Source organism: Rhizobium gallicum bv. gallicum R602sp, assembly GCF_000816845.1.
Classification (GTDB): Bacteria; Pseudomonadota; Alphaproteobacteria; order Rhizobiales; family Rhizobiaceae; genus Rhizobium; species Rhizobium gallicum.
The window spans coordinates 381,530-400,294 of record NZ_CP006880.1; the positions used below are offsets into that span (position 1 = coordinate 381,530).

Genomic DNA, 18,765 nt, shown 5'->3' on the forward strand with positions numbered 1-18,765 from the left:
CAGATCCGAGAATAGCACCGCTCGGTGCCGGTCGCTCGCTTACGCCCGCGTCGCGCGCACCGTCAGCTTCTCCTCCCGATGGAGCCGGAAGAGCCGCTCGTGGTTCACAAGGTGTCCCTCGCGCCTGAGCAGCACATGAATGCGTCGATCTCCAAAGCGGCGACGTTGCGCCAAAACCTTCATTCGCTCGCGAAGGCCATGATCGTCGTCGCGTCTCATTTCATAACGGATCGTCATCCGGCAAAAGCCGATGGCTTTACACGCCCGCCGTTCGTTCATCCTATGTTGGCTCATCAGGTGCGCGAAAGCGTTGCATTGTCGCATTGTCGAGCATGGCATCCGCCAGTAGCCGTTTCAGCCTGGTATTCTCGTCCTCCAGCGTCTTCAGCCGTATGGCTTCGGACACGTCCATGCCGCCGAACTCGGCTTTCCACCTTTAGACGTTGGCGTCGCTGGCGCCGTGCTTGCGGCAAAGCTCAAAGACCGGCATGCCTGCCTCGTGCTCCTTCAATAGGCCGATGATCTGTTCGTCTGTGAAACGGTGCGCTTCATTTCCTGGCCCTCTCAATAGGCCAGAGCTTACTTCAAAATGGAATATTTCAACCGGGCACGGTCACTGGTGAAGAGCGGGTTGCGCAAGAGCGCGTTCACCGGAACGGTCTTCGTGCTTCGGCACGCTTCACTCCCGCAGCGAAACTCTCGCTGACCTTCTCGCCAGCGCGGCGTTGTGCCGACGGCTCGCAGCATCGATGATCTTGTTGTTCGCTCTCTCCGTTCTTTCCGCTGAGCGATTGTTCAATAACCTCTCCACGTGCTCCGCCTGACCGATGATCGTCGTATGAACAAAAAGGTCAACGACGCTCACATCCACGCCATACGCGTTAGACAATCGTCTTGCGAGTTCGACAGTCAACATGGATGAACCGCCAGCGAGGAAGAAGGAGAGGTCCAGCGGCGGCTGATCTATGCTCAAAAGAGCTGACCACATGGCGGCGATGCGATCACGGTTGCTTCCATCTGGCAGCTCGTTTTCCCTTTCCTGTGAGAACTGGGGGAGATCAACTGTTTGAAGCGCCTTGTAGTCTAGCTTTCCGTTGTAGGTGAGAGGCATTTTTGAAAGATAGACGAACTGTGAGGGGATCATGTAGTGCGGCAGAATTTCGGCCAATAGCTTTCTTACTTTGTAATCACGTTGCCGATTGATCGACCAACTCACCGATTGAGGCATCTGATGACCGAGGATCCGAGATAGATGTCTCCGCTCGAAGAGAGACGAGAAACTATCAAGCGGTGTTACGCAGAGATCGACACTGCCCTTTGTGATCGGTTCACTCCACATGATGCGAACTGCCCGCCGTTTTGCTGTTCCCCATCTGCGAAAATCCTCAAGGGTAAGGTCTGACGTCGGAGTTAAGGGCAAAACTTGAGCTTCATCGCGCTCGACAGAGGCAATAGGGTCATGCTGTCTCTGTACCGTTTTGCCAAGAACTCGTGGGTTGGGGATCTGTCGCAAGATGAATGCGTCCGGAACCGTTTTCAGCCATTCCGACAGATCGCCCGCCTTCGGCACATCTTTCTCGAAGTCGTAAACCGCCGCGACGTGGCAGGGGGTCCGTTCGTCCGAATCTAGATGCAATACTGCATCGTAACGAAAGCGCGTCATTTCATCATCGCTTTCACCAAGTCGCAGATCCAAGTCGGTGGCAGCCACTCTTCGTTGGCTCTGTGTGATCCGTGCGAAGTCGGCCGGATCGAGCCAGAGCTCGCCACGGCCGATGGTCTTGATCCACTGTTCGACATCTGCATCACCACTGCCGTCATTTGTGGCAGCCTCCGCGGCAATGCGTGCCATAACCGGCTTCATGGATGCGGCAGGAATGTCGCCAACGACGATCTTTCCACCATGTCGGCAAAGCGCAATCGCCTGCTGCAAAACGGCGGCCAGATAGTCTTCGTCTGGAAAGTACTGGACTACGGAATTCAGCAGGACGAGGTCAAAAGGCCCTGACACAGCGCTGCGAATTTCGTTGGCCGGCACGCAGGACAATTGCCAGCGGGGGGATTGTCCAAATTGCTGCGCCAGCCGCTTTTGGGCTGCTGCGACAGCCGCACTCGACAGATCACAGCCCTGATATTCGACCAGGCCTTCCCTTAAGAGGCGCTCGCCAAGTAAGCCCACGCCGCAGCCGATATCGAGGACACTGCCGGGAGAAAACCCTAAGACGCGATCTGCGGTTGCCTGCGCCCACGCCTTGATTTGGGTTTCGCCGATCGGTTTTCCGGTGAAGGTCGATGTATATCCCGTTCCCTCGGCAATACTTGTTTGCCCATGGAGGTCATAGGCCGCATCCCAGACCGCGCCCCAGCTCTCGACCCTCTCGTCAAGCTGCGGAGCAACAATGAACGCGGTCAGGCACTTTTCACTCGACCTCGTTTCAGTGAGCTTGACTGCCGATTGTTCTACGAACGGCAGACGATCGAGCGCTCTTTCGATTTCTCCAGGCTCGATACGAAACCCGTTTAGCTTCACCTGGCGATCTTTGCGTCCGACATACATCAAACAGCCATCATTGCGCTCGACGACCAGATCGCCCGTCATGAAGCGGTCAAACGGCCCGTTCTCCAACGCACTTGTGAATTTCCCTTCATTCAGGTCCGGGCGTCGGAAATAACCTCCACTTACACCGGGGCCATCGATGCGCAGCTCACCATCCCCGAGTTCGCCATCGGCCTTCTCAATCGCGTAGCTCGTCCCTGGCAAAGGATAGCCAATTGGCACCGCTTTTCCGGGATCTGCAAAATCTGCTTCCGAGATGCAATGGTAGAACGACCAAATGGTCGTCTCGGTCGGGCCATAGAGGTTCCATGCGGCCTTTGAACGATCGAATAATTCTCGGGCCAATTGGGTCGGGAGAACTTCTCCTCCGCAGATGGCGCCGACATTGCAGTTTGGAATCCAACCCGAGGAAACGATCATGCGCCACATAGCTGGTGTTGCCTGGATCAGGCATCGCTCTCGCCCTTCCACGAGCTTGATCAGGGCATCGCTGCTTCTCGATTGATGATCATCGGCAAGAATCAAGGTACCGCCATTGGCCAGCGGAAGAAGCAGCTCAAGCACAGAAATATCGAACCCAAACGTCGTCGCCGCCAGGATCCTGTTCCATCTGCGAAAATCCACGACCTGGTCGATCGCATCCAGGAAGTAGTCGAGATTGCACCGTCTAACCATCACGCCCTTGGGCTGGCCGGTCGATCCGGACGTGAATATGATGTAAGCCAACTCCTGCTCATCGAAAGCAGCGACTGGCAGAATGGGATTGCCAGCAAAGCCAATTTCGTTCAGCCGCATGCGGTTGCGGGCGGGAAAATCGCTGCCATGAAGTTCGTCATCGACGATCAACAGATTGAGATCAGCCAATTCGGCAACCAGTCTGTTTCTTGCTTTTGGCGAATCCAAGGGCAATGGGACAAACGCGGCCCCGACATTTAGAGCTGCGAGAATCGCAGCAACCATGTCGGGAGAGCGTCGAAGATGGATGCCGACGCGCGAACCGACATAAATGCCGGCTGCGAGAAAATGCTTGGATATTGCAGCCACGCGAGCGGCGAGGTCTTCATAGGTGGTAACTTCGCCGTGAAACTCTATCGCTGGGTGATCAGGAGTTCGCCAGCTGAATTCTTGAATTTTGCGCAGCAAGTTTAAGTCGGCCATCTTACATTCTCCAGCGAGAGCGTTGCGATGAATTAGTGGGAGAGCGATGCGGCAACCCGCGATCGGACGGGATCGGAGACCCATTTCGTCCAGGTCGTCTGATGATTTCTCAGAAAATAAAGTGCGGTCTCGTCAGGCGTGGCCCTTTGCTTATGCATGTAAGCCGCAAGCTCGCCCATCGTCTTGGAACCGATGAACATGGCCCGCAGGAAGGCTACGACGTCCGGGTTTTCACCGACCATTTTCTTCGTCGCATATTTCAGGATTGGAATAGTCTCATAGGCGCAAGCTCGTTCAGCCGGAACGCCAGGCTGAAACGGCGTGAGCAGCTTTTCGATTGCAGCCCAGCAAGCGGGGTCGTAAGCAGGTTCCTTCAGAAGCGTCAGGTCGATCATGGTCGGCAGCGCACTGGGAGCCCAATAATAGGTTATGAACGGACGCCCCGCCTCGTATTCCTTCAGAATGGTTTCGTTCAGCTCATTTTCTGTTTTTGGTTCGATGGATTTGAGATCATTATCCAGCCCGTATGTCGCAAGCTTGATCAGGTTAATCTCCCTGCAAGCCCAGCCGGGTATGCAATTGATGAATTTGGATTGCCTGTCCGGATCGCGTTCGCGAAATGCTTGAAGATATTTGCGAAGATCCTGAACGCTGCTAAGATCGGGGGCGAGGGGCTTGATGCCTCGGGCGGCATCTCCTTTGATGACATAGGTGGGAACATAAAAGCCCTGCGAGGCACTCTCGTAAGTTTCGCCGAGCTCGACAATCTTGCCGTCTGTAACCTGTGCGCTCACCCATTCCGCCATGAGGTTGTTGTACATTTCCAGATTGACGTCCATCGTTCCGCTTCTCATCGCGTTTTGCATTTTCGGAACATTGGAATCGACGTCCACGGCTTGGCGCCCGAAGCCGTGCTTGATCATGTAAATGGCAATCGCGTTGCTGATTTGGATGTTCTCCCATCCCCCGTCGTAGAACGTGATCGGCGCTGATTGTGTCTGCCCCAAAACGCGTTCTGGGCTTAACGAGAACATCATCACAAATGAAAGTGCGGCAACGTTGATCGTGGCATTCATCAGTTTCAACGACATCGGAATCTCCATTTGAAAAACAGTCAGTTGGACGAAACAATCCTGATGTGACGTGGCCTTGCCTGAGAGGCATATCCCAGAAGAATTTGGGCAGCTGTCTCGATCAGAAAGGAGCTATGGGTTTCCATGAAATAGTGGTCGCCCGGGCAGAAATGGGTGTCTAACGGCAACATGGATTGCTCGCTCCACGCCAGGATATGTTCGCCGGTCGTGTAAGGATCGGCCCGACCGCCAATTGCCGTGATGGGCGTGGCAAGGGGGTGTTTTGGCTGATAGATGTAGCTGTTGTTAAGCTCGTAGTCGGCTTTGATGACGGGGAGCATGAGAGACAACAATTCGGCATCCTTGAAGAGAGCCTTGTTGTTTGCGAAGTTGACATCCTTAAGCATGTCAATGAAATCCTCTTCGGCTGCAGCTCCGGAACGAGCTGCCGTCGCACCGAATTGGACAGCGTCAATAGCCGCCTGTCGTTCATTATAGATCTGCGGAGCTCTCGACCCGGCGACGAACAGATGAAGCGGATGCAATCGATACTCGCGCTCCAAGCGATGGGCGAGTTCGAAAGCCTGGATACCGCCTACGCAATGACCGAAGAAGGCAAATGGCCTATCGAGGTAGTCAACCAAGACAGGCGTCAGCTCATCAACGAGATCATGCATCCTCGTATGCGGCCGCTCAGCCAGCCGTGAGCCTCTTCCGGGCAATTGAACGATAGCCACTTCGATGTCATCTGGAAGTTGGTCGGCCCAGCCATTGAAGACGGCCGGTCCTCCGCCGGCATACGCGAAGCAAACAAGCTGCATGCTCGAATTTTCACTCCGCCTTGGAATGATCAACGGTTCACGTCGAGCAGGAAGAACTGAAGACGGCGGAGCAAGGCGCACACCCGTTTGGGTTTCCAGTTGATCGAGGATTATCTTGGAGATGTCGGCGATCGAGGCACCGGAAAAGAGCGGGCCAAGGGGTAGGACCACGCCGAGTGCCTTCAGGGCGTCACGCAATTCCAAGGTGGTGAGAGAATCGAAACCCAGCCGATTGATCGGTTTGTCTATCGTAACCGATTTCGGGGATGTACCAAGGGTCTTTGCGACGATCGCGGAAATACTCGAAACGACAAAATCCGTCCGCTCCTCGATGGGAAGCGCGGCCGCTTCGTCTTTAAACGGGCGTTTGGCTGTTCGTCCAGTGCCGACAGCGCTTGTCTGTTTGTGGCTTGTTACTGACGAAAATAGCGGCGGAATTCGTTGATTGAACTGGTCGAGATAGCTTTGCCAGACGATTGGAAAGGCGCCGTAGACTCCCGAGAGGCCGAAAAGGCGCGAAAGCTTCTCTACCCCTTCATCGGGGGAAAATTCCCGAATGCCCATGGCGGCAAGACGCGCTTTCTGTCGGGCACCGAGAGAGGCCGACATTCCGTCACCTGCCCAGGGCCCCCAACAGATCGCAAGCGCCGGGAACCCCTCGCAAACGCGCTTCGTCACGATTGCTTCCATGGCGGCATTTGCGGCCACATAAGCAGCCTGCCCCTTGAACCCCAGCATGGATGACAGAGAGGAAAAGCAGATGAAGAAATCCATCTCGCACGAGCGCGTGAGTTCATCGAGCACGAGCGTCCCATGAAGTTTTGGCCTCAAGGCTCTGTCGAGGGCGTCATGGGCAACATCCGCAATCATGCCATTTTCATTGACGCCAGCCGCGTGAAAGACGCCCCTTAACGGGAAGCCCGATACCTCAATATCGGAAAAAATCCGCGCCATATCCGCGCGGGACGCTACGTCGGCCCTTTCGAAGCGAAGGTTTGGAATGCGTTCTCGAAGGGCTTTCAGTTCGCTCCGCTTGGTTTCGTCTTCGAGCGACCTGCCGATGAGCAGAATGTTTTTAGCGCCGCAATCTGCAAGCCATCGCACCAGCGATCTTCCGACGCCGCCAAGTCCGCCCGTGACGAGATAGGTGGCATCATCCCTGAAAGCGAGCGACCGCGACTCTGCTAGTTCCACATCCTCAAGTCGGGCAACAAAGCTGCTTCGGCGTCGAAGTGCCGTCTGGTCGGCCAAATCACCGCGTAAAAGCCGTGCGACTACAAGATCCGTCGAGGATTGGTCGAAGTCGATCACACTGTGCCATATGTCGCGGTGCTCCTGCCCGAACACCGTCGCGACAGACCAAATGGCGGCCTGGGCGGGCACGACAGGAAGATCCTGGTGATCGATGCTGACCGCGTTGCGCGTCAAGATCTGGACCTTGAGGTCTATAGAGCCATCGAAGGCGGACGCGTCGCGCACAAAGCGTAGCGCATCAAAGATCCCTTGAGTGGCATCTGGTCCCGCCTGCGGCGCTGTTTCACCGTCTTCCTGTGACGACGCGAAGGCCACGTAAATCAGTCGGCATTCCGGGGCGTCTTTTCCGGTCGTCGTGTGGCGGAGCAGCGCCTGAATGTCAGCGATATTGATTTCGTTGAGATACATCACGATTGGCCTGTGGCGGCCCCAACGCACTGTCTTTGCCGCTTCGGCGGTAATTTTTCGCTCAAGCAGGTTGACCAGTTCGGTTGCTGCAGTGTCCGCGCCACCACATACGAGGAGGATCTGGGGCAGCGGGCTGTCTGCTGAACGATCCGCCTGTTCTTCAGGACGCCAAAGCGTTCGATGAAACCATCTCTCATCGACCTTATCGTCAACGCCCGGCCAATATCGCTGTCTTTGGAATGGATAGCTTGGAAGAGGAATACGCCGTCCCTTCCTGTCCTCGTAAATGGCCGCCCAATCAATCCCCGCGCCACTTTCAAAGAGTTGAGCCAAAGCAAGCGCATCCTGCTCGCAATCATCCACGTTCTCACTCAATGCTGTAATCCAGGCAGTGTTTTGGATTGCCGGTCGATCGCTGGCGCACATTTTACCGAGATTTGAAAGGACGGATTTGGGGCCAATTTCCAGGAATGTCGTTACACCCAGTCGCAACGCGGTTTCGACGCTTTGTTCGAAAAGGACAGGTTTTAGCAGCTGTTTGCACCAATAGTCGGGACTGGTCATCTCCTGCGAAGAAATGCTTCCCGTTACATTTGCGATGATTGGAAGCGTCGGTGATGAAAAATCGACAGACTTCGCATGATGGGCGAAATCCCCGACTATGGATTCCATCAGCGAAGAATGGGAAGCTACCGAAGCGTTGACGATCGAATGACTGACGCCGCATCTTTCCAGCTCTTCACGAAGGGCCAGTATTTCCTGTTTTTCGCCCGATACAACCACGCTGAGCGGCGCGTTCTTCGCGGCGATCGAAAGGCTTGACCCGAATTCTCTGATCAATCGACGCGCCTCGTCGAGGCCCATGGCAACAGCCAGCATCGCACCGGCCGGACGAGCGTCCTGCATGAGCCGACCACGCGCCCCGACAAGTCGCAGAGCTTGATCGAATGGGAGAATTCCGGACACGCAGGCGGCAGTGAATTCGCCCAGGCTATGTCCAATGAGGACATCGGGTTTGACCCCACGCGCCAGCCAGAGCTTTGCGAGCGCATATTCAAACGCCAGCAAGGCGGGCTGTGTGTAGCGCGTTTGATCAAGCAGCTCTTTGCTCACCAGGGGAGAGAACAATAGGTCGAGGAGTTGGACGCCGCATTCGTCCGTGACTAGTGGATTTGCGATATCGATCCAGTGGCGAAAGACCGGTTCAGTTTGGTAGAGAATCTTGCCCATTCCCGGGTATTGGGATCCTTGGCCGGTAAACAGAAATGCCAGCTTGCCGTCTTGGCTAGTAGCGACTGAAGACGTGCGCTTCGACGCGACGTCAAGCTGCTCGGCAAGGTCGGCCGCGCTCGTCGACACTGCCGCGAAGCGGTAGGGGAAATGTGCAAGCCCTGTGTTTGCACTGTAGCAGACGTCTGATGGCTCCGGTGCCACCGGGCAAAGGAGATAGTCGCGGTATTTCAGCAGCAGGTTGCTCAATGCCTTTTCGGAATCCGCCGACAACGCGAGGACGCCTGGCCTTTGTCCCTTCCGCTCTTCGTCGGCCGATCGCTGCCGAGGAGCTTCCTCCAGGACGACATGCACATTCGTGCCGCCAACACCGAGCGATGTCACGCCTGCCCTGTGAGGCGCCTGCCCGGCCCAATCTTCCGGCGCGGTGTTTATGTAGAAAGGTGTTCCGTCAAAGGAAATTGCCGGATTTAAACTTTGGAAGTGCAATGTTGGCGGAATGGTCCGATGCTGCAACGCCAGGACCGCCTTGATGAGACCCGCAATACCCGCGGCCGCCGACAAATGGCCGATGTTCGTCTTAACCGAGCCGAGAGCACAGCGGGCCTGCTCGTTCGACGACAGTGCAAATACCTCAGACAAGGCACGCACTTCGATCGGATCTCCCAGCGGCGTTCCGGTTCCGTGGGTTTCGATGAACTCAATTGAGTTTGCTTCAACGCCGGCGTTGGCAAGCGCTTGTCTGATGACGTCAGCCTGTCCCCGCACGCTCGGCGCACCAAAGCTCGCTTTAGCGGCCCCGTCGTTGTTTGTGGCAGAACCTTTGATGACAGCGTGAATGAAATCTCCGTCGGACAACGCGTCGTCCAGACGTTTGAGAGCAACAACTCCTGTTCCGCTGCTAAAAACCGTTCCATCAGCAGCGGCGTCAAAAGCCCGGCAATGGCCGTCACGAGAAACGATACCGCCTGCCTGATGGATGTAGCCTACGCCGTGAGGAATGAGGATCGATGATGCGCCAGCAAGGGCAACGTCGCATTCTCCCAGTTGCAGCCCCTGGCATGCCAGATGCACCGAGAGCAGACCGGTCGAGCACGCGCTCTGCACGTTCAGGCTTGGTCCGCGCAGGTCGAGTTTGTAGGACGTTCTTGTGCTGACATAATCCTTGTCGTTTCCAAGCAGGACAAGGAAGCCTGAGGCGCTGTCGAGAAAACGGTTCGTGCCGGGGACCTGATATGGATTCTGCAGAAAATCCGTCGAATAGGTGCTTGGTCCCACACCGCCGTAAACGCCGATCAGAAGCTCGCTTCGCCTTTGTGCGCATCCCGCAGCCTCGAGCGCTTCCCAAGCGCACTCCAGAAACAGACGATGTTGAGGATCGATCGTCTCTGCCTCTTTCTGCGTCAACTTGAAGAACCCGGCATCAAAGGTGTCAAAGTTCGGTAGATTGGCTGAAACTCCAACATAGTCGCCGCCATCGATGACCTTGTCCGCCACACCGAGGCGGCGAAGCTGCTCGCGGGAGATTGGAACAATGCTCTCGCGACCCTGCTTCAAATTCTTCCAATATGTGTCTACGGTGTCGGCGTCGGGAAACCGGCATGCCATTCCGATGATCGCGATTTCGTTCCCGTGGTAGGTATATTGCATGACGTTGCTTTCTCTCAATGAAATAGACGTTTCGTACACTCAACTGCGGGGGCGTGTACCTCACCGATCAGTACGAAAGTCATGTCGTAGAATGATCGCTCGGGTTTCGAATGCTCCTGTTTGATGCAAAAGTTTTGGATGAGAGCTGCCGCTACAAACTGTACGACGCATCGCCGCATATCCTTGGCAGGGAGCCGTTGCCGCAGGCCATCCTGGAACATCTGCCCGCCGACGAACTGGAAGAGGCGGGCGCGATTTTCGACAGGGCCGAACGCACGCGCTCGATCTTGTCAAAGTTTATTCTGAGATCCGAGCTATCTCGGGAGCTCGGCATAGCGCCTGCGTCGCTAGGCTTTGCCAAGGGCCGATACGGCAAGCCGCTTCTCTCCGATCCCGTTTCGAACCTAAGGTTCAACGTTTCCCACTCCGGCAATTTCATCGCCATCGCGATCAGTCCCACTGACGTCGGCATTGACATCGAAAAACACCGTGTAATCGAAGATGCGGAAGGCATGGTCTATGACTACTTCTGTAGCGACGAACATCAGTGGCTTATCGAAAGCGGTGTCGAGAACCGAATGCCTTCGTTCTTTAGCTTGTGGACTCGAAAAGAGGCGTTGTTGAAGGCCATCGGAACCGGGTTTAGCACGCCCTTGAATTGGATATCGGTCATGGATAGGAACATCATTGCCGGGCGGTGGCGACTGGAATCCATAGTAGCTCCTCAAGGTTACTCTGCGGCCGTCTCGTGGCAGGTTTGATCAACAAAAACGAGCGATACGCTGCGACCATTCAATTGGGATTGGACGAACCTTGGACCGCGCGCACGCGGCGAAAATTTCCCGCCCAGCCCAGCTGAACACCCAACGTACCAAGCATGATCAGAAGCAATCCGGCCGCCTGAAGCAAATGGATGGGCTTGTCGTAAACCAGCAGATCGACGAGGATTGCAACCAACGGAAAAATGAACGCGAAAACGCCGATAACAGGTGTTCTAAGGCGCGGATAGGCTGAGAAAAGCAGCACATAGGCGATGCCGGTGTGCAGGATCCCCAAAGAGATGAGCCACTTCCACGACTGCACGGGCACCGGGGCGGCCAGATCCGCGAAAGGCGACAGTAAAAGAGCACCGACGATCGTCTGCACCAGTGTTGTAACCTCGGGCCTCTGCGCGCCCAGTTCTTTGCCAATGATCGTGCCAACGGCATATAAAAACGCGGCCACGAGTGAAAGACCAACGCCGGGAATCCATGAGTCATCGCCGCCCGTCGTGCCGATCAGGCCGGTCGACAATATCAAGCCGACGAATGCAAGAAGGATCCAAAGGATCTCTGACGCCTTTATGGTTTCTCTCAAGGCCAAGGCGCCAATCAAGACGACAAAGAAAGGCTGCACGTGATAGATAATAGTTGCAGTCGCAATACTGTAGAATTTGTATGCACCGAACAGGGCCACGGAACTTCCGATATTGCCGATGCCTCCGATAGCAGCATATATCAGCAACCTTGGTGAGAGATTAGCCGGTGCCAGATGGCCAAATCCGATACACCACACCAGAAGGAACACGGTCGCGAAAACGCAGCGCCAAAACACGGTGGCAAACGGCGGCAGGCCCGCTTCAACCGCGAAGAGGCCGATCGTGCCAAATATCGCATTGGCAACAGCGAGATTGGCGGCTGCCGCCTTCGGATTTTTGAACATTCGGCCCCTCGCCAAGTGCACGTAATCACGACCAGAAACTTGACATATCACTTATCGGTGATAGATGACGCCAAAACGTAGAAGAAGTCAATGACGAATGAATTAGAAGTAGCGACAGCCATCGCCAAGATGCTCGCCGACCCGCTGAGACTGCAGATGCTTCAGTGTCTCACCTGGGGACCGTGTTCGGTCGCACAGCTTATCGAGGCCACCGGAACGTCCCAATCAAATGTCTCCAACCACCTTCGGCGACTGCGTGCGCATGGCCTAGTGGAGGCGGAGAAGAATGGCCGGATGGTCATTTATCGCGTCGCCTCGCCGACAATCGCCGAGGTGATTGCCTCGCTCTCCTGGGCCGCCACCGGCAGCCGAACGATGACGACAATGCATACGCCGGATGCTCTTCGGCAGGCGAGGACATGCTACGATCACCTGGCCGGCCGCATCGGCGTCCAGATTATGCAAGGTTTGATTGGCTACGGTGCGTTGACGGCACCTGCCTTCCCTTGGGATGATGTCCGCATCGGGCCTAACGCGCGGGATGCTTTCGATCGATTGGACCTGGACTACAGTACACAAGAAGAAACCCATTCGCATAGGCGATTAGCTTTCGCCTGCCCCGACTGGAGCGAACATCATCAGTTTCATTTAGGCGGTCACCTTGGAGCGGCGCTCTGCCGGCACCTCCTGGCGAAGACATGGATCCAGCGGGACGCCGACCGCAGCGTCACCGTAACCGCGGCGGGGAAGCAAGCTCTGGCGTGGCTGACCGGCCGAGAGTAGGCAAAAGCGGTTGGTGTCACTGGCAGAACGATGAAACCGAGAGGCCAAACTGTCCAAAAAAAGCGGGCGGCATATGCAAACCGGTGATGCCATACACTGGCGCGCCTCTTGCGAAGGCAGCTCTCTTTTGGCGCAGTTTCATAATATGCATACGTCTCAACGGCAGACTAAGTAATTGAAATATCTAAGTTTAGATGTGATTGTCCTGTTTGTTGAAGGCGGCGAACTGAACGGGATGCACTGCTCCATCAGTGGAATTTCAGCGTCAACGTGATCGAATTTGATAGAGTTGCACAACTAGCCCGCTTGAAAAGCGATATCATTAGATGTATTTCGATATCAAAGGTATCCTTTCTAGAAGGGTGATATCAATGCCGGCAGTCACAATTCGCAATCTTTCTGATGAAACGCATCGCGCCCTACGGGTGCGAGCAGCTCACCATGGCCGAAGCACCGAGGCCGAAATCCGTGACATTATCGAGGCCGCCGTTCGTCCATCTGAACGCGTGAAACTCGGTTCCTTACTCGCGGCCATAGGTCGTGACGCTGAGCTTTCCAACCACGACATTGAAGCCCTGCAGCAAAATCGCGATAAAGCGCCTGCCGAGCCGATGACTTTCGAATGATCTTGCTGGATACCAATGTGATATCGGAGCCGTGGAAGCCGGTTCCTGAAGGGACAGTGATCGCGTGGATGGACGCCCAAGTCATCGAGACGCTGTTCCTTTCCGCGATAACAATTGCTGAACTTCGTTTCGGGATCGCTGTCATGCCCTCAGGCAAACGGCAATCTATCCTTCGCGATCGCCTGGAGGGCGAAGTGCTTCCGCACTTTGCCGAGCGCATCCTGCCTTTCGGCCTTGCCACCTCGCAGTTCTATTCGGAGCTGATGGCGCGCGCTCGAGTATCGGGGAAAGCGATAGGCAGGGCGGATGGTTATATTGCAGCGACAGCAGCAGCGAACGGCCTCGCCGTCGCAACTCGAGACACGAGCCCTTTCGAAGCCGCTGGGGTGAAAGTGATCAATCCTTGGTCACTACAACAATGACCTTGATGTAAGTTGTCGTGAGTTCGATTCCTATCAAGAGCTACGATCAGCGTAGTTTCCACATTGGTGTATCGCGCGCGGCTTGGGCTCCTTGAAAATACGCCTTCGTCATTCAACGGCTCGCAAGCGTCTAAGGCTGTCGCATCGCGAGAGCGTGATCAGCCGCTTCTACCTTCGCTGCGCAGTAAGCCCGTCTCCGCCGTATCGATGGCGCACGCATCATTGGCTGCGACGTTTGATTTTAGGCGCTGTTATCTTCACCCATTCATGTTTCCGATCTTTAAAATGCCAGAGCAGGCGATTCCCGTGCCGACGGCTTAAGTCCTCAAGCCAAGCCTATTTGGCGTAGAGGCCGCTCGGTTGGCCGTTTCCGGTCAGACGCACCTAGAGCCGCGAGATCTCGCGGAATTTGTAGGTTCCATGGTCGACATGATGGGGGCCACTCGCAGTTTTCCTGACCCAATCGGTAAGCCTGGGATACTTGCCCTGCCGTTATTCCAGCCACTTGCTTGCGCCAGTTGCCGTAGGCACTTTTTGTGCGTTCGTCGGTTCGTTTCTTGGCAAGCGCGTCCTGCAAAGGTCACGCTGCGCGTGGTGCAGATCATCGTGGCAGTGGCGATGTTGCTGATCGGCGTTGGACTGGTTCCGGGACTGATCTAAAAGCTAGGTGTCTGATCACCAGATGTTTCGCTGAGCGTTCGATAAATCTCACTCTCCCAAGAAGGGATCTACGTTGGATTTGATGGTGTTCTTCACTTAAAGATCGCGGGGCGTCGGGCCCCGCAAAAACGCACGGTGCCGATAAGGCGCTGTGCGAACATCTGTGCAAAAACCCGGCTGGTAAAGTTTTCTGTTTCACGGTGGAGCCACCTGGAACAGTATGTCCTCGATACTCGCTATGACTGAAGGATCGGCAATGCACGGATCACTCGAGGGGATCAATGGAACGCTTGTGCTGGCGCATGTCGGCCGGCGTTTTGGGGAAACGCAGGCACTGGATGACGTTTCGTTTACGCTCACGCCTGGTGAAATCGTCTGCCTCGTCGGCCAGTCCGGTTGCGGCAAGTCCTCGCTGCTGCGCATCATCGCCGGGGTAGACAAGGCAGACAGCGGCGAAATTCTGTTGAACGGCGCGGAGATCGCGGGAGCGAACGGCTTCGTAGAACCCGAGCATCGCAATATCGGCTTCATGTTCCAGGACTACGCCCTGTTCCCGCATTTGACGGTCGAGGAGAATGTGACGTTCGGCCTGAACAAGCTGCAACGGCACGAGGCCCGTGATCGCGCGATCGAGGTGATAAGTCGAATCGGCATATCGGCACTTTCCAACCGCTATCCACACACGTTGTCGGGCGGCGAGCAGCAGCGTGTGGCCCTGGCACGCGCCCTTGCCCCGAAACCGGCAATCCTCCTCATGGACGAACCTTTCTCAAACCTTGACCGTGGCCTCCGGGAGCGGGTGCGCGAGGAAACCATTGCGACATTGAGGGCCTTGGGGACGGCGGCGATCCTCGTCACGCACGACCCGGAGGAGGCGCTTTCGGTGGGAGATCGGGTCGTGTTGATGAAGGAAGGCCGCATCGAGCAGATCGGGACGGGCTACGATATCTACGATCATCCCAAGTCGCTCTACGCCGCCGAATTCCTCTGCCCCTGCAACAGGGTAACAGGGACATACCGCCATGGCCGGATCGAAACGGCGTTGGGCGCCTTTTCGGCCCGGCTCGATCTGCCGGAGGGCGCCAGGGCATTTGCCTGCATTCGTCCGCAGGCCCTCATCCTCTCGCGTCGAGGCGAAGGGGTCGCCGGCCTTGTCGTGGGTTGCTCGTTCCTTGGCGAAATCGAGCAGCTGTCGATCAGGGTCGAAGGCGTGCCTGACCTCCTACGCTTGCGCACAACAGGCCGCGTCGATGTACGGTCGGGCGAGGGGATTTCATTGAGCGTCGATCCAGAAGGCGTCCTGGTCTTTGCCGCGGAATGAGCCCGAAAGACTGCCACCGAAAAATAACTTGACCGTTTCCGTCATATATGTTCCAGCAATTTTGTCGGCTGTCGCAATCGTCGGCAGACCAAAACAATTTGATGGAGGACCGCATCATGAAGAACCTTTCCCTATTGCGGCATGCCCTGCTGGGCGGCGTCTTCGCTCTCGCCAGTGGCGCCGGTGCCATGGCAGCCGAACTGAACATCTACACGACGCGCGAGCCCGGACTGATCCAGCCGCTTCTTGACGCCTTCACCACCTCGAGCGGCATCAAGGTCAACACCGTCTTCCTGAAAGACGGTCTTGCCGAGCGCGTTGCCTCGGAAGGGGAAAGTTCTCCTGCGGATGTCCTCATGACGGTCGATGTCGGCAATCTTGCCGACTTGGCAGACAAGGGCCTGACGCAGCCGGTCGAATCGGATGCGCTGAAGGCCGCCGTGCCGGAAAACCTGCGCGACCCGGCCAACAACTGGTTTGCCCTGTCGATGCGCGCCCGCGTCCTCTACGCCGCGAAGGACCTCGATCTCGCGAGCTTCAACTACGAGGACCTGGCTGATCCGAAATGGAAGGGAAAGGTCTGCATCCGGTCCGGCCAGCATCCTTACAATACGGCTCTTTTCGCCGATTACATCGCGCATCACGGCGCCGAGGCGGCGGAAACATGGCTCGCCGGTGTCAAGGAAAACCTCGCCCGCAAGGCGGGCGGTGGTGACCGCGATGTGGCCAAGGACATCCTTGGCGGCATTTGCGACATCGGCATTGCCAACTCCTATTACGTCGGCCTGATGCGCTCCGGCAAGGGCGGCGAGGAGCAGGTTGCCTGGGGCAATACGATCAAGGTCATCCTGCCGACGTTCGAGGACGGCGGCACGCAGGTCAACATCAGCGGCGCGGCCGTCGCAAAACACGCCCCGAACAAGGATGAGGCCGTGAAGCTCCTGGAATACCTGGTTTCCGACGAGGCCCAGAAGCTCTATGCGGAGGCGAACTACGAGTATCCGATCAAGGCCGGCGCGGCCATCGATCCGATCATTGCTTCGTTTGGCGGACTCAAGGTCGATCCCGTGCGGTTGACGGAAATCGTCAAGCTTCGCAAGCAGGCAAGCGAGCTGGCCGAGAAGGTCGGCTTCGACAACTGATGGACGAATCGGGCGCGGCGCCGCCGCGCCCGATGACCGCCGATGTCGCATGTCGATCTGCGCCCTTCCCCAATGCTGAAGGCTGTCCGGCGCCGCTCCGGGCGGGTGTGGTTGCTTGCGTCCGTATTGATCGCGGCGCCAGTGGCCACTCCCGTCCTCGCCCTCCTGTGGCAGGCCCTTCAGGGATCGAACGGGCTCTGGCCGCACCTTCTCGCCTATGTACTGCCGCAAGCCTTCCTACAGACTGGAATGCTGCTTGTCGGCGTCGGCGTCCTTGTCACGCTGCTTGGCACCTCGACGGCCTGGCTCGTCACCGCCTATGATTTCCCCGGCCGCAGGCTGCTCGAATGGGCGCTGCTCCTCCCGCTCGCGATGCCGACCTACATCATCGCCTACGCCTATCTTGATCTTCTCCACCCGATCGGCTGGGTCCAGGGCGCGATCAGAGCGGCCCTCGGCTATGCGAGCCCCCGCGACTTCCGCCTTCCCGAGATCCGCTCGATGGCCGGCTGCATCGTGTTGCTCAGCTTCGTGCTTTATCCGTATGTCTATCTCACCACGCGGGCGATGTTCTTTACCCAGGCCGCCAATCTGGTCGAGGTCTCGCGCACGCTCGGAACCGGGCGTGGCCGTGTCTTCTGGCGGGTCGCATTGCCGCTGGCGCGGCCGGCGATCGCCGTCGGCGTCAGCCTGGCGCTGATGGAGGCACTGAACGATATCGGCGCCTCGGAATTCCTCGGCGTGAAGACGCTAACCGTCTCGGTCTATACGACATGGGTAACGCGGTCCGACCTGCCGGGCGCGGCGCAGATCGCAGTCGCGATGCTGTTATTGGTGGTCGCGCTCGTCACGATCGAGCGTTGGGCACGCCGCCGCCAGCGCTATTGGTCGAGTGCACAAAGGGCGCGGAGCTTCACGCCGCATCGTCTTGGGAGCGTTTCAGGTCTGGCTGCATTTGCGCTCGGCCTCATACCCGTGTTGATCGGGTTCATCGCACCTGCAAGCTACCTTGCCGTCGAGGCGTGGAAACGCTTCCGATTCGCCGGGCTATCACCTCGGCTTTTGTCGGAAACGTTCAACACCGTGACCCTGTCGGCGATGGCAACGCTCGCCATCCTCCTCTTCGGCCTAGTCATCGCCTATGCGGCGCGCTCGCTTCCCGGCCGCCTCACGGCGGCGTTGCAGCGGATTTCCACAGTCGGCTATGCGATGCCCGGAACGGTATTGGCCATCGGGATATTGGTGCCGGTTGCCGCGCTCGACCGGATGATTGACCAGACTGCGCTCGCATGGCTGGGCATGCCAACCGGCCTGCTCTTGATCGGGTCCGGCGCCGCGCTCGGCTATGCCTATGTCACGCGCTTCCTGGCGATTTCGGTCGGTTCGGTCGAAGCGGGCTTCAGCCGCATTCCACGCTCATTCGATCACGCCGCGCGTAGCCTCGGCCAGAATGTGACCGGGACATTCCGGCATATTCATCTGCCGCTTTCGAAACCTTCGCTCGTCGCCGCGGGCTTGCTCGTGTTCGTCGACTGTATGAAGGAACTGCCGGCCACGCTCCTCTTGAGGCCGCTCAATTTCGAGACCTTGGCGACGCATCTTTACGGCGAGGCGGCCCGCGGAACCTATGAGGAAGCGTCGATCGCAGCACTTGCCATCGTTCTCGTTGGCACCTTGCCGGTCATCGTACTCGCCCGGATCGGGCGGTGGAAATCCTGAAAGGGAAGCCGTGAAGCCGAGCGGGAACGGTTTTGCGACTCCCGTTTGACGGCAACCACCGCGGAACCCGAGTGCAGCCGCGAGTTCACGGGAATGGTCCGTCATTGTCTGTTCCCGGCTCGCATAATCGGCGACCGCTTCGACCGGGATATCGAGCTGCTCAGCCATGAAGGATACCAGCTCTTCCGGAAGAGCTGCGGAGCGGTTAAGGACCTGCGCCGTGTCGGCCGGCGTATCGAG

General features: G+C 57.1%; 11 protein-coding genes and 2 pseudogenes. 7 read left to right on the forward strand and 6 right to left on the reverse strand.

Annotated elements, in window-relative coordinates; genetic code table 11:
* Positions 1-23 precede the first annotated feature (23 nt).
* The 4 genes and pseudogenes from RGR602_RS37645 to RGR602_RS25140 form a co-directional block, all read right to left on the reverse strand.
* Positions 24-490: pseudogene (locus RGR602_RS37645) on the reverse strand (transposase); the annotation flags it as partial.
* 189 nt (positions 491-679) lie between these two features.
* A complete protein-coding gene (locus RGR602_RS25130; RefSeq protein WP_040114767.1) occupies positions 680-3,715 on the reverse strand; it encodes an AMP-binding protein in 3,036 nt (1,011 codons plus the stop codon).
* A gap of 32 nt (positions 3,716-3,747) precedes the next feature.
* On the reverse strand, positions 3,748-4,806 hold the full coding sequence (locus RGR602_RS25135) for a glycine betaine ABC transporter substrate-binding protein (protein ID WP_040114768.1): 1,059 nt from the start codon (positions 4,804-4,806) through the stop codon (positions 3,748-3,750).
* Between the two features lie 23 nt (positions 4,807-4,829).
* Positions 4,830-10,151 (reverse strand): type I polyketide synthase, encoded by a 5,322-nt coding sequence (locus RGR602_RS25140; protein WP_040114769.1) that lies wholly within the window; start codon positions 10,149-10,151, stop codon positions 4,830-4,832.
* Between the two features lie 110 nt (positions 10,152-10,261).
* Here RGR602_RS25140 and RGR602_RS35055 point away from each other — a divergent pair, with 110 nt between their 5' ends.
* Positions 10,262-10,912: a 4'-phosphopantetheinyl transferase family protein gene (locus RGR602_RS35055; protein WP_052451753.1), complete on the forward strand. Its 651-nt coding sequence runs from the start codon at positions 10,262-10,264 to the stop codon at positions 10,910-10,912.
* A gap of 31 nt (positions 10,913-10,943) precedes the next feature.
* Here the strand turns inward: RGR602_RS35055 and RGR602_RS25150 are convergent, their stop codons facing one another.
* Complete coding sequence (locus tag RGR602_RS25150; protein WP_040114770.1) at positions 10,944-11,852, reverse strand: DMT family transporter; 909 nt, start codon at positions 11,850-11,852, stop codon at positions 10,944-10,946.
* Between the two features lie 90 nt (positions 11,853-11,942).
* On the opposite strand from RGR602_RS25150, the gene RGR602_RS25155 reads away from it, so the two are divergent.
* The 6 genes from RGR602_RS25155 to RGR602_RS25180 all read left to right on the forward strand — a co-directional run bounded on the left by RGR602_RS25155 (position 11,943) and on the right by RGR602_RS25180 (position 18,525).
* Positions 11,943-12,635, forward strand: a complete 693-nt coding sequence (locus tag RGR602_RS25155) for an ArsR/SmtB family transcription factor (protein WP_040114771.1) — start codon at positions 11,943-11,945, stop codon at positions 12,633-12,635.
* A gap of 371 nt (positions 12,636-13,006) precedes the next feature.
* Entirely contained in the window at positions 13,007-13,261 is a 255-nt protein-coding gene (locus RGR602_RS25160) for a FitA-like ribbon-helix-helix domain-containing protein (RefSeq protein WP_040116464.1), read from the forward strand.
* Positions 13,258-13,683, forward strand: coding sequence for a type II toxin-antitoxin system VapC family toxin (locus RGR602_RS25165; RefSeq protein WP_040114772.1), 426 nt, complete (start codon positions 13,258-13,260; stop codon positions 13,681-13,683). Before RGR602_RS25160 ends, RGR602_RS25165 begins: the two co-directional genes overlap by 4 nt.
* A gap of 916 nt (positions 13,684-14,599) precedes the next feature.
* Positions 14,600-15,664, forward strand: a complete 1,065-nt coding sequence (locus RGR602_RS25170; protein ID WP_040116465.1) for an ABC transporter ATP-binding protein — start codon at positions 14,600-14,602, stop codon at positions 15,662-15,664.
* Positions 15,665-15,852: 188 nt separating this feature from the next.
* A complete protein-coding gene (locus RGR602_RS25175) occupies positions 15,853-16,806 on the forward strand; it encodes a Fe(3+) ABC transporter substrate-binding protein (protein WP_407692066.1) in 954 nt (317 codons plus the stop codon).
* A 72-nt stretch (positions 16,807-16,878) separates the two neighbouring features.
* Positions 16,879-18,525 (forward strand): ABC transporter permease, encoded by a 1,647-nt coding sequence (locus RGR602_RS25180; RefSeq protein ID WP_407692067.1) that lies wholly within the window; start codon positions 16,879-16,881, stop codon positions 18,523-18,525.
* A 72-nt stretch (positions 18,526-18,597) separates the two neighbouring features.
* Here RGR602_RS25180 and RGR602_RS39915 read toward each other — a convergent pair.
* A pseudogene (locus RGR602_RS39915) lies at positions 18,598-18,726 on the reverse strand (DUF4158 domain-containing protein); the annotation flags it as partial.
* Positions 18,727-18,765 lie beyond the last annotated feature (39 nt).

Excerpts from the sequence above, each read along its gene's own strand:
- RGR602_RS25180 (WP_407692067.1), top strand. The coding sequence starts at position 16,879 with ATGCTGAAGGCTGTCCGGCGCCGCTCCGGGCGGGTGTGGTTGCTTGCG.
- RGR602_RS25160 (WP_040116464.1), top strand. The coding sequence starts at position 13,007 with ATGCCGGCAGTCACAATTCGCAATCTTTCTGATGAAACGCATCGCGCC.
- RGR602_RS25130 (WP_040114767.1), bottom strand. The coding sequence starts at position 3,715 with ATGGCCGACTTAAACTTGCTGCGCAAAATTCAAGAATTCAGCTGGCGA.
- RGR602_RS25165 (WP_040114772.1), top strand. The coding sequence starts at position 13,258 with ATGATCTTGCTGGATACCAATGTGATATCGGAGCCGTGGAAGCCGGTT.
- RGR602_RS25170 (WP_040116465.1), top strand. The coding sequence starts at position 14,600 with ATGCACGGATCACTCGAGGGGATCAATGGAACGCTTGTGCTGGCGCAT.
- RGR602_RS25150 (WP_040114770.1), bottom strand. The coding sequence starts at position 11,852 with ATGTTCAAAAATCCGAAGGCGGCAGCCGCCAATCTCGCTGTTGCCAAT.
- RGR602_RS25135 (WP_040114768.1), bottom strand. The coding sequence starts at position 4,806 with ATGTCGTTGAAACTGATGAATGCCACGATCAACGTTGCCGCACTTTCA.
- RGR602_RS35055 (WP_052451753.1), top strand. The coding sequence starts at position 10,262 with ATGCTCCTGTTTGATGCAAAAGTTTTGGATGAGAGCTGCCGCTACAAA.
- RGR602_RS25140 (WP_040114769.1), bottom strand. The coding sequence starts at position 10,151 with ATGCAATATACCTACCACGGGAACGAAATCGCGATCATCGGAATGGCA.
- RGR602_RS25155 (WP_040114771.1), top strand. The coding sequence starts at position 11,943 with ATGACGAATGAATTAGAAGTAGCGACAGCCATCGCCAAGATGCTCGCC.
- RGR602_RS25175 (WP_407692066.1), top strand. The coding sequence starts at position 15,853 with ATGGCAGCCGAACTGAACATCTACACGACGCGCGAGCCCGGACTGATC.